Genomic DNA, 12577 nt, shown 5'->3' with positions numbered 1-12577 from the left:
ATACGTGGTCTTGTGCCATGAGCTTCCTCTACTTTCCGGTGATCTGCTGGTCGATGAGAGCGAACAGTTCGTCCGCGGTCGCGGCCGCCTCGACGGCATCGCGGCCATGAGCACCGACGGAATCGGAATCGGAATCGGGTCCGTCCACGGCCTCGGTCAGTGTCGCGCGGATCCGCTCGGCCAGCCGCGCCTTGTCCTCCTCGGACGGCAGCGTCGCGAACAACGCGGTGAGCGCGGCGATCTGGTCGTCGATCGCCGAGCTGGTCGAGGTGTCCTCCCATTGCGACCGCAGCAGTTTCGCCACCGCACTCACCGTCGGGTAGTTGAACACCAGCGTCGACGGCAGCCGCGTACCCGTGCCCTCCGACAACCGATTCCGTAGCTCGACGCCACCCAGTGAATCGAAACCCATCTCCTGGAACGGGGTTTCGGGATCGATGGCAGCCGCGGACTGGAATCCCAGCACCGCCGCGGCGTGTTCGCGAACGAATCCGAGTACCAACGCATCGCGTTCGTCCTCCGGTGCGGCGGCGAGCCGGTCGGCCAGCAGCCCGCCCTGGCCGCTTCCGCTCGTGACCCGTCGCGCGCGGCTGGGCACCAGGTCGCTCAGCACCTCGGGCAGCAGGCCGGCGCGTGCCTGCGCCGCCAGGGCGGGCTTGTCGAATTCCACGCAGGCGGCAACGGCCGCGTCCATCGCGACCGCGGCATCGAACAACGCCGTCCCGTCGGCGTCACCGAGGATCCGCAGACCCATCCGCTCCAGCCGCGCCAGCGCGGCGCGGTCCATCTCGCCGGTCATGCCGGTGCCCTGGTTCCACAGTCCCCAGGCGACCGACAGGGCGGGCAATCCTTGCGCACGGCGGGCGTGCGCGAGCCCGTCGAGGAACGCGTTGGCGGCCGCGTAGTTGCCCTGCCCGGGTGATCCGAGGATCGCCGCGGCCGAGGAGAATACGACGAACGCGGCCAGATCGTGCCCTCGGGTGAGCTCGTCCAGGATCAGCGCCCCGTCGACCTTGGGCACGAGCACGCGCTCGATCTGTCGTTCGGTCATCGTCTCGATAGTGGCGTCGTCGATCAAGCCGGCGGAGTGGACCACCGCCGTCAAAGGATGCTCGTTCTCGATCGACTCGAGCACGGTCGCCATGCCGGCGCGATCGGCCACGTCGCACGCGGCGACCCGGATCCGCGCGCCGAGCCGTTCCAGCTCGGCGACCAGCTCCGCGACCCCATCGGCCGCGGCACCACGACGCGACACCAGCAGCAGGTGTCCGACGCCGTGTGCGGCCACCAGGTGCCGCGCGATCACCGCACCCAACCCGCTCGTCCCGCCGGTGATCAGCACCGTGCCGTTGCCGAAAGCGCCGCTGTGACCCAAATTTGCGGCGGGTAGGTCACCATAGGACAGGCGCGGCAGGTGTGCCTCTCCGGCCCGGACCGCCACTTGGGCGTGCCCCGATCGGATCACGCCGAGTACCGTGTCGGCGTCCAAGTCCCCGTCGTGATCCAGGAGCACGATCCGGCCCGGTTGTTCCGATTGCGCGCTACGGACGAGGCCGGTCACCGCGGCAGCGGTCAGATCGACCGGCTCGCCGTCCAAGCCCGTCGCCCGGCGGGTCGCCACCACGAGGCGGGTGTCCGCCAGCCGCTCGGTGGACAGCCACGACCGCAACAATTCCCAGGCCCGCAGGGTCGCATGCCGGACTGCCCGGGCACGTCCGTCGAGCACGGAATCACCGGGCCGGTCCAGCTCGGCCGAGGGCAACTCGCCCAGCGACCAGACGACCACAGCCGGAACTTCTTCGGCCGCCGCCACTTCCGCCACATCGGCGTAGTGCGCATCGACGCCGGACACCCGCACCCGCCCCATCGTCGCGGTCACGCCCGCGGGCGCGGCAGGCAACGCAGGGAGTTCCGAGCGCATCCAGCGTAGGCGCAGGGGCGCCGCACCCTGCGCGGCGTTCGCCGCGGTCAACGCGTCGGCGGCGATCGGACGGGCGGTGACCGAATCGATGCGCGCCACGAGCGCGCCGGTGTCGTCGGCGATGTCGATCTCGGCCCGTCCTTCGGCGTCCCGGACGACGCGGACACGCACCGCGGTGACGCCGGGTCGCCACAACCGCACACCGGCGAACGAGAAGGGCAACAGCACTTGCTCGGCGGGCAGGCCTTCGATCAGATCGTCGAGCGCCACATGCAAGCATGCGTCCAGCAGCGCCGGATGGATGCCGAACGCGGCTGCCGCGACGCTTGCGGATTCGTCGAGGGAGACCTCGGCGAAGGTCTGCTCGCCGCGAGTCCACAGCGCGGTCACGCCCTGGAAACCGGGACCGTAGTCGAAGCCACGCTCCGCCAGCCGGTCGTAGAGCGAGCCCTCCGATGGCTCGGCGCCGGAGGGCGGCCACACCGGTTCGCTCCACACCGGCGCCGGATCGTCGGCGGCGATCAACACCCCACTGGCGTGCTGCACCCACGCGCCCGCGCCCGCCGAGTCCCGCTCCGCGGCGCGGGAGTGGACGGCGAAGCTCCGTCGCCCTTGCTCGTCCTGCGCGCCGACGCTCAATTGCAGATCGGTCTCGGCGCCCGCGGTGAGCAGCAGCGGGGCTTGCAACAACAGTTCGTCGACGTCCCCCGCGTCCAGATGCGCGCCCGCGGCCAGCGCCATCTCCGCGAAAGCCGTCGCGGGAAGCAACACCGAGCCGAAGACCGCGTGGTCGCCGATCCACGGCTGGGTGCGCATGGAGCACCGGCCGGTGAACAACCACTCGTCCTTCCCGGCCAGCGGCACCGCGCTGGTCAGCAATGGATGCCCGAACGAGCCCGCCACGGCCTCGGGAGCGGGCTGTACCCAGTAGCGGCGGCGCTGGAACGCGTATGTCGGCAGTGTCACCCGTAGGTCTCCTCCGGGCAGCAGCGACCGCAGGTCCACCGGTACGCCGGCCGCGAAGGACTGGCCGAGGAGGGTGACGAACTGTGTCACCTCGTCGACCGAGCGGCGAGACGAGGCGGCGACCATCGACTTCGCCGCTATTTCGGGACGCTCGGCCAGGCATTCTCCGGTCATCGCGGTGAGCGCCGCGTCCGGTCCGACCTCGACGAAACGCCGCACCCCGGAGTCGAGGAGACTGCGCACCCCGGGAGCGAAGCGCACACAGCTGCGCACCTGCGCCACCCAGTAGCCCGGATCGCGCACTTCGTCGCCGACTGGTGCGCCGGATACGTTGGACACGATCGGCACGGTGGGCTCGCCATAGGTCAGACCCTCGGCCACCGCACGGAATTCCTCGAGGATGGGCTCCATCAGCATCGAATGAGACGCATGCGAGATTCGCAGCACGGTGTTCTTCCGGCCCGCCTCGGTCAGCCGCCGCTGCATCTCAGCGACGGCATCGGCGTAGCCGGAGAACACCACCGACTCCGGACCGTTCACCGCCCCCAGCGCGAGCCGGTCGCCGAGACCGGTCAGCAGTTCCTCCGCTTCCGTCTCCGACACCGCGGCCGCCAGCATCGCCCCGCCCGCGGGAGCCGCTCCCATAAACCGTCCCCGCGCCGCCACCAGCACACAGGCGTCGGCGAGCGACCAGACCCCGGACACATACGCCGCGACGAGTTCGCCGAGCGAGTGACCCGTGAGCACATCCGGTAGGAGACCGTACGACTCCAGCAGCCGGAACATCGCAACCTCGAACGCGAACAACGCGGGCTGCATCCAGTCCATCCGGTCCAATACCCCGGCCTCGTCGGTGAACATCACCTCCCGCAGCGAACCCCCGAGATGCCGGTCGAACTCCGCACACACCTCGTCCAGCACGGTCGCGAAGACCGGGAACGCCCGGTATAGGCCCGCGCCCATGCCGACTCGTTGCGCACCACCACCGGTGAACAGGAAAGCCGTCGTACCCGCCACCACCTCTGTCTCGACCGCGTGCGGGGACGCCGCCCCCGCCGCCAGCGCGGCCAGCCCGGCGAGCAGTTCCTGCCGATCGCCGCCGACGACCACAGCGCGGCGATCCAGTAGCGCCCGTGAGTCGAGCAGCGCACGCGCCACCCGCCACGACTCGATATCCGGCGCACCGGCCAGCCAGGAGCGCAACCGTTCGGCCTGACCGCGCAGGGCTTCCGCGGATCTCGCCGAGACCACGAGCGGCACCGCGGCGACCGCGGCGCCTGCCGCCGGATCGGGGTTCCCCGTCGTACGCACGTCACGCGCGGCCAGCGGCGCTTCCTCGAGGATCACATGCGCGTTCGTACCGCTGATCCCGAACGACGACACCCCCGCGCGACGTACCCGGCTGCCGGAGTTCCACGGCTCGGCTTCGGTCAGCACCCGCACCGATCCGGCCGTCCAGTCGACATGCGGGGAGAGTTCGTCCGCATGCAGGGATTTGGGCAGCATTTCATGGCGCAGGGCCTGCACCATCTTGATGACGCCGCCCACACCGGCCGCCGCCTGGCTGTGCCCGATATTGGATTTGAGTGAACCGACACGCAGCGGGCGATCCGGGCGGCCCTGCCCGTAAGTGGCGAGCAATGCCTGCGCCTCGATCGGGTCGCCCAGTGTCGTTCCGGTCCCGTGCGCTTCCACCGCGTCCACGTCCGACGGGCCGAGCCCGGCATCGGCCAGCGCCGCCGCGATCACCCGCTCCTGCGACGGACCGTTCGGCGCGGTGAGACCGTTGCTGGCGCCGTCCTGGTTCACCGCGCTGCCGCGCACCACCGCGAGCACGTTGTGCCCGAGCCGGCGGGCGTCCGAGAGCCGTTCGACCACCAGGACGGCCGCACCCTCCGCCCAGGCCACCCCGTCGGCGGCGCTGGAGAACGATTTGCACCGCCCGTCCGGGGCCAGGCCGCGTTGCCGGGAGAATTCGACGAACACCGTGGGGGTGGCCATCACCGTCGCACCGCCTACCAGGGCGAGCGAACTCTCTCCCTGCCGCAGCGCCCGGCACGCCACATGCAGTGCCACCAGCGAGGAGGAGCACGCCGTATCCACCGTCATCGCGGGGCCTTCCAGGCCCAGTGAATAGGCGATGCGCCCCGAGACGACGCTCGCAGCCGAGCCGGTCCCCACGTAGCCTTCGGCCTCGGGCCCGGCCTTGCGGGTCAAGACCTCGTAGTCCTGATACATCACCCCCGTGTAGACGCCGGTGTCGGTACCCCGCAGCGACGTCGGATCGATCCCCGCGTGCTCGAGCGCTTCCCACGACACCTCCAGCAGCAAACGCTGCTGCGGGTCCATCGCATTCGCCTCCCGCGGACCGATTCCGAAGAATCCGGCGTCGAAATCGGCCACACCGGTGACGAATCCGCCCTCTTTGGCGTAGGAGGTTCCGCTGTGCTCGGGATCCGGATGGATCAGACGATCGAGATCCCAGCCGCGATCCGACGGGAACTCGGAGATGGCGTCGGTTCCCGATGCCACCAGATCCCACAGATCGTCCGGAGACGCCACACCGCCGGGATACCGGCAGGCCATACCGACGATCGCGATCGGTTCGTCGGCTCGCGTGCGCCGTTGCGTCTGGCGAACCCCCGGCCCGGCACCGTCGATCCGGGAACGCAGCAGTCGAGCGACGGCCGCCGAGGTCGGATGATCGAAGGCGAGGGTCGACGGAAGACGCAGACCGGTGGCCTTGGTGAGACGGTTGCGCAGATCCACCGCGCCGAGCGAATCGAATCCCAGTTCGTTGAACGGCTTGTCGGCCTCGATCAGGTCGCCCGTGGCGTGTCCCAACACCCCGGCGACCTGATGGCGCACGAAATCCAGCACGATCGCGTCGTGCCGGTCCGGCGGTACCGACGCGAGCCGCGCCGCCAGATCGCCGCCACCGCCCTCGGCGCGGCGCGGTACCGATACCAACGAACGCAGCAGCCGCGGCAGCAAACCCGCGCGGGCCTGCGCGGACAATGCCGCGGTGTCGAAGTCCACGGCGGCAACCAGCGGCGTGTCCGCGCCGGTGGCTCGGTCGAACAGCGCGATCCCGCCGGCCTCGGTCAGTGGCCGGAAGCCCATGCGCGCCAAGCGGTCCAGGCTCGCGCGCCCCAGTTCGGCGGTCATCCCGCCGTTCTGGCTCCACGGGCCCCAGGCCACCGACACCGCGGGCAGACCCGCCGCGGCGCGGCGCCGGGCCAGCGCGTCCAGCGCCGAGTTCGCGGCGGCGTAGTTGCCCTGGCCCGCCGAGCCCAAGACGGCAGCGATCGACGAGAACAGGATGAACGCCGAGAGGTTCCGGTCACGGGTGAGTTCGTCCAGGTGGAGTGCGGCGTCGACCTTCGGCGCGAATACCCGCTCGATCCGGTCGGGCGTGAGTGCGTCGAGAGTCGCGTCGTCCAAGATGCCCGCGGCGTGGACGACGGCGGTCAGCTCGGGGCCTTCGGCCAGCTGGTCGAGCAGGGCACCTACCGCGGCGCGGTCACCGACGTCACAGGCCAGCACCCGTGCTCGCGCACCGAGTACGGCGAGTTCGGCCACCAGTTCACGCACACCGTCGGCTCGTTCGCCGCGCCGTGAAACCAGTACCAGGTCGCGCACCCCGTGCGTGGCGGCCAGGTGCCGGGCCACGAGGGCGCCCAATCCACCGGTGCCGCCGGTGATCAACACGGTGCCCGGACCCATGGTGACGGCTGAGCCGGACACGTCGTCCCGCCGGGCGAGCCGGGGCGCGAGCAGTTCGCCCGCACGGGCCGCCAGCTGCGGCTCATCGGTCGCGAGGGCGGCCGAGATCAGCTCGGGCCCGACCAGCACGTCGCTTTCGGCGTCCACCAGGACGATGCGGCCGGGATGCTCCGATTGCGCGCTGCGCAGCAAACCCCAGGTCGCCGCGGCGGCCAGGTCCGGGTCCTCGCCGCCCAGCCCGGCGCCGTTGCGGGTGACCACGACCAGCTGGGTGTCGCCGGACTCGAATAGGCGCAACCAGGACTGCACCGCTGCCAGCGCGGCGTTCACGCTCCGGCGCACCCTGTCGGCCTCGGCACGGTCCGTGTGCCCGGGTCCGGGCTCGGCGAACCACACGACCGCGTCGGCATGCGCTCGAGCGTTCGAGCCCGGGGCGTCGGTCCCGGCGGCCGCTACCAGCGCGGCCATATCCGAATGATTTTCGTCGAAAGCGGACTGCGATGGTCCGCCGACCGCGGTCAGCCGCACCGCGCCGGATCGCGCGTCTGATTCCACCGCGGCCCAGTGCATGTCGTAGAGACCGTGCGGCCCGGCGGAGCGCGCGTTATGCACCGCGTCGCTGTCGACCGGCCGCGCCTGCAGCGCATCGACCGTCAGCAGCACCGCGTCCGCATCGTCGCGGAGTTCGACCCGCACCCCCTCGGCGCCCGTCCGCTGGATCCGCGCCCGCGCCGCGCTCGCACCACCGCGGTACAACCGCACGCCGGTGAAGGAGAACGGCAGCGGCGCCTGGTGCGCGGCCGAATCAGCGGCCAATTCGTCGACGGCGGTGTGCAGCGCGGCATCCAGCAAGGCTGGGTGCACGCCGAAACGGGAAGCGTCCGACGTCATCTCGCCGAGCCGCACCTCGGCCAGGACGGCGTCGCCGCGACGCCGGAATCGGCGCACGCCCTGGAACGCGGGCCCGTAGTCGAGACCACGCGCGGCCAGTTGGCGGTACAGCGCGTCTCCGGTCGTCGCGTCCTCGTCCAGAGACAATCCGTCCGTACCGGCGGACACCGTCGCGTCCCCCGTATCGGGAGCGAGCACACCGCGCGCGTGCGTGGATCCGGCGGTCCGGTCACCTACTGCCCGCGACGCGATGACGAAACTTCTGCGCCCGGTGTCATCGGGCGATTCGACGCTGATCTGGATATCGACCTCGGTCCCCTCGTCCAACCGCAGCGGCGCTTCGAGCACCAGTTCGTCGACCGTCCCGGCATCCAGTCGCGCGCCGACCGCCAACGCCAACTCCACGAACGCGGCTCCCGGCAACAGCACCGTGCCGAACACCGTGTGGTCGGCCAGCCACGGCTGCGACACCGTGGACAGGCGGCCGGTGAACAGCCACTCGTCGGTACCGGCCAGGGCCAGCGCAGCGCCGAGCAGCGGATGGTCCATCGCCGTCAGTCCGGCGCGGCCCACGTCGCCGATACCGTCGGCCGGGGGCAACCAGTACCGCTGACGCTGGAAGGCGTAAGGAGGCAACGGCACTCGGCGTGGCGGCTGACCGGTGAACACCGGTCGCCAATCCACGTCGACGCCCGCGGCGTGGGCGGCCGCCAGGAAAGCGGTGAACTGCCCGACCTCGTCCGCCCCACGTCGCGCGGCGGCGACCACCGTGCAGCGGGCCTCGATGTCGGGTTGTTCGGCCAGACACTCCCGGGTCATCGCGGCCAGCACCGTGTCGGGACCGATTTCCAGAAAGCGCCGGACCCCGCTCGCGGCCAGCGCCCGGACTCCCGGGGCGAACCGCACCGCCGCCCGGACATGACGGACCCAGTACTCCGGATCGGTCAGCTCGTCACCGGCTGGTGCGCCCGAAACATTCGAGACGATCGGGATCGTCGGCTGCCGATAGGTCACACCGCGAGCCACGGCCCGGAACTCGGCCAGCATCGGTTCCATCCGCGCCGAATGGAAGGCATGGCTGACGCGCAGCCGGTTCGTCCGGCGACCCTGGTCACCGAAGAGCCGCTCGACCTCGGCGACAGCGTCGGCGTCACCGGACAGCACCACGGACGAGGGACCGTTCACCGCGGCCACGGACACCCGGCCGAGGTATCCATCGAGCGCGGCGGCTGCTTTCTCCTCCGACACCGCCACGGCCAGCATCGCGCCGCCCGCGGGCAGTCCGCCCATCAGCCGCCCCCGCGCCGCCACCAGCGCACACGCGTCGGGCAACGACCACACACCGGCGACATACGCCGCCGCAAGTTCACCGATGGAATGGCCGAGCAGCGCATCCGGTGTCAGGCCGAATGATTCGACGAGCCGGTACAACGCCACCTCGAAGGCGAACAGGGCGGGTTGGGTGAACTCGGTTCGATCGAGCGGTCCCGGCGCGCTGTCGCCGGCCGGCGCTTCTGTGCGGATCAGGTCCTTCAACGACCGTCCGAGCAGCGGATCGAACTCGGCACACACCCTGTCCAGTTCCGCGGCGAACACCGGGAACGCGTCGTACAGTTCTCGCCCCATCCCGGCGCGTTGCGCACCCTGGCCGGTGAACAGCAACGCCGTGCGCCCCGAGCCCGCGCGCCCCTCGGCCACGCCCGGCGCGGAACGCCCCTCGGCGAGTGCCGCCAAACCGGCCAGGAGTTCGTCCCGGTCGCGGCCGACGACCGCGCCGCGCCACTCCAGCCGGGCGCGGGAGGTGAGCAGCGAATGCGCGATATCCCGCGGGTCCGCCTCCGGATCGTCTCCCATCCACCGCCGCAGGCGATCCGCCTGTGCCCGCAGGGCCGCGCCGGAAGCCGCCGACAACAGCAACGGAATCGTTTCCACCGAGGTGTGATTCGACCCGGCCTGCTCCGTGGGAGCAGGCTCGGAGTCTGCCTCGGCGGCAGCGGACTCGGCGGGAGCTTCCTCGAGGACGACGTGCGCGTTGGTGCCGCTGGCGCCGAATGAGGACACGCCGGCGCGGCGAATTCTCGCACCGGCGGGCCACGGCTCGCTGTCCTTCAGCAGCCGCACCGTACCCGCCGACCAGTCCACATGGGGGGTCGGCGCGTCGATGTGCAGGGTCTTCGGCAGCACTTCGTGCCGCATGGCCTGCACCATCTTGATCACTCCCCCGACACCCGCCGCGGCCGAAGTGTGACCGATATTGGATTTCAGCGACCCCAGACGCAAGGGCACGTCGGTCTGCCGGGCGCCGTAGGCGTTGATCAGGGCCCGGGCCTCGATCGGATCGCCCAACATCGTGCCCGTGCCGTGCGCCTCCACCGCGTCGACATCCGCCGGCTCCAGGCCCGCGTCGCGCAACGCCTGCCCGATAACGGCTTCCTGCGACGGTCCGTTCGGAGCGGTCAGCCCGTTGCTCGCGCCGTCCTGATTGATGGCGCTGCCGCGGACGACCGCCAGGACAGTGTGCCCGAGCCGCCGTGCGTCGGAGAGCCGTTCGAGTACCAGCACGCCGAGCCCCTCGGAGAAACCCGTCCCGTTGGCCGCCGCGGCGAACGCCCGGCACCGGCCGTCGGGTGAGAGGGCGCGCTGGCGCGCGAACGCGATGAGCAGGGACGGGTCCGACATCACGGTGACCCCGCCCGCCAGGGCGAGGGTGGCGTCACCGTTGCGTAGCGCCCGGCACGCGAGATGCAGGGCGACCAGCGACGACGAGCATGCCGTGTCGATCGAGACGGCCGGACCCTCCAGCCCGAGGGTGTAGGCGATCCGGCCCGACAGCACACTGTTGGAAGTGCCGAGATAGACATGGCCTTCCGTTTCGGCCGTGATATCCGGGGAGCCGACGCGGGGCCCGTAGTTCTGGTGGGCCACCCCGGCGAAAACGCCGGTATCGCTGCCGCGTAGCGATACCGGGTCGATGCCGGCGTCTTCCAGTGCCTCCCAGGCCGCCTCGAGCATCAGACGCTGCTGTGGGTCCATCGCGGCGGCCTCGCGCGGGCTGATGCCGAAGAAACCCGCGTCGAAGTCGGCTACCGAATCGAGGAATCCGCCCTCCCGCGTGTAGATCGTCCCCGGTACGTCCGGATCGGGATCGAACAACCGCTCCAGGTCCCAGCCACGGTCGGAGGGATACCCTCCGACGGCGTCCACGCCCTCGGCGGCGACGCGCCACAAATCCTCGGGTGAACGAACTCCGCCGGGGTACCGGCAGGCCATGCCGACGATGGCGATGGGTTCCCGCGTTCGATCGGTGAGTTCACGCAGGTGTTGTTTGGTCTCGTAGAGCTCCTTCGCGGTCTTCTTGAGGTAGCGGCGTAGCTCGTCGGTGTCGGCCATCGGTGGGGCTCCTGATCCTGCAAGTTCAGCTGAGGTTGTCGATGAACTCGAAGAGTTCGTCATCGTCGGCGGTGTCGAGGTGGTCGGCGTCGCCACCCGGATCGGCATCCCCGGCGTCCCTGCCTTCGAGTTCGCGCAGCAGGGCGGACAATGTGGTCGCCAGTGACGACCGGTCGGCGGCGGATAGGTCGGCGGAGGCGAAACTGCGGGCCAGCGCTTCGACGTCGGCCGCGATCCGTTTCGCGGGGTCCTCCACCGGAGCGATCTCCTGCCGGAGGTAGCCGGCCAGATCCATCGGAGTCGGGTAGTCGAACATCGCTGTCGCGGGAACCTGAACGCCGACGGCCGATTTCAACCGGTTGCGGAATTCCATGACACCGAGTGAGTCGAATCCGATATCGCTGAACGGTTTGTCGGCGGCGATGGTCTCGGCGTCGCCGCCGAGAACCGCCGCGGCCTCGCCGCGAATCAGATCGAGGACGATACGGTCCTGCTCGGTGGTCGACAGGCCCGCCAGGCGGTGCACCGGTTGGGGCGATCCACCCAGCGCGGTCTCGGCTCGGCGCCGGGTGGGTCCCAGCAGGTCGCGCATGATCGGACGCGGGTCGTGATCGCCGCTGTCCGTGAGCGCGGATCGGTCGATGCGGGCCGCGACGAACGCCGCCCTGCCGTCGGCCACCGCGGCGTCGAACAGTGCCATACCCTCCCGCTCGCCCAGCGGCGGGAAGCCCTCCCGCCGCAACCGAGCGAAGTCGGCGTCATCGAGCGCCCGCGTCATGCCGGTGTTCTGCTGCCACGGCCCCCAGGCCATGGAAATCGCGGGTAAGCCGGTCACGTGCCGGTGGTGTGCCAGCGCGTCGAGGAACGTATTGGCCGCGGCGTAATTGGCCTGGCCCGCGTTGCCGATCACGCCCGCGATCGAGGAGTACAGCACGAACATCGACAGATCCAGATGCCGTGTCGCCTCGTGCAGGTTCCACGCCGCGTCCACCTTCGGCCGCAACACCTGCTCGATCCGCTCCGCCGTCATGTTCTCCAGAAGTGCGTCGGCCAGCACCCCGGCCAGATGGATGACACCGGTCAACGGATACTCCGGCGGGATCGCCGCCAGGACCGCATCCACCGAGGCTCGGTCGGCCGCGTCACAGGCGACCACGTCCACGTGCGCGCCCAAGGCGACGAGTTCAGCACCCAACTCCTCGGCCCCCGGTGCATCCGGGCCGCGTCTGCTGGCCAATATCAGTCTGCGCACGCCGTACTCGGTGACCAAATGCCGAGCGGCCAACGCAGCCAATCCTCCGGTGCCACCGGTGATCAGCACCGTGCCCTCAGGCGACAGCGGCGTCGGCACGGTGAGCACGTTCTTCCCGATATGCCGCGCCTGACTCATGAACCGCAACGCCTCGGGCACATCCCGTATGTCCCATGCGGTGAGTGGAGACGCGGTGAGCACACCCGCCTCGAAGAGATCGACAACACGAGTCAGAATCTCGTGGAGCCGATCGGGCTCTACATCCATGAGCATGAAACCGCGGTAGGTGACGCCCGGGTGTTCGGCGGCTACTTGCTGGGGGTCGCGGCGATCCAGCAACCCCATCTCCACGAACCGTCCACCCGGCCGCAGCAACCGCAGCGAGGCATCCACGAATTCCCCCGCCAGCGAATCCAGCACCACATCCACAC

General features: G+C 70.3%; 2 protein-coding genes. Both read right to left on the bottom strand.

Annotated elements, in window-relative coordinates; translation table 11 throughout:
• Nucleotides 1–28: 28 nt before the first annotated feature.
• The gene (locus tag M8859_RS34110; protein ID WP_372492969.1) at nucleotides 29–10957 is read right to left on the bottom strand and encodes a type I polyketide synthase; all 10929 of its coding nucleotides are present in this window, start codon (nucleotides 10955–10957) and stop codon (nucleotides 29–31) included.
• On the bottom strand, nucleotides 10920–12577 hold a 1658-nt coding region (locus M8859_RS34105; RefSeq protein ID WP_249645490.1), incomplete at its 5' end, for an SDR family NAD(P)-dependent oxidoreductase. The genes M8859_RS34110 and M8859_RS34105, both read right to left, overlap by 38 nt.

The organism is Nocardia sputi, from assembly GCF_023501985.1.
The sequence above is the reverse complement of the archived record's forward strand: the minus strand, read 5'-3'. Positions and strand labels throughout refer to the sequence as shown.

Coding starts and splice junctions, on each gene's coding strand:
- M8859_RS34110 (WP_372492969.1), bottom strand. CDS start 10,957: ATGACGAACTCTTCGAGTTCATCGACAACCTCAGCTGAACTTGCAGGA.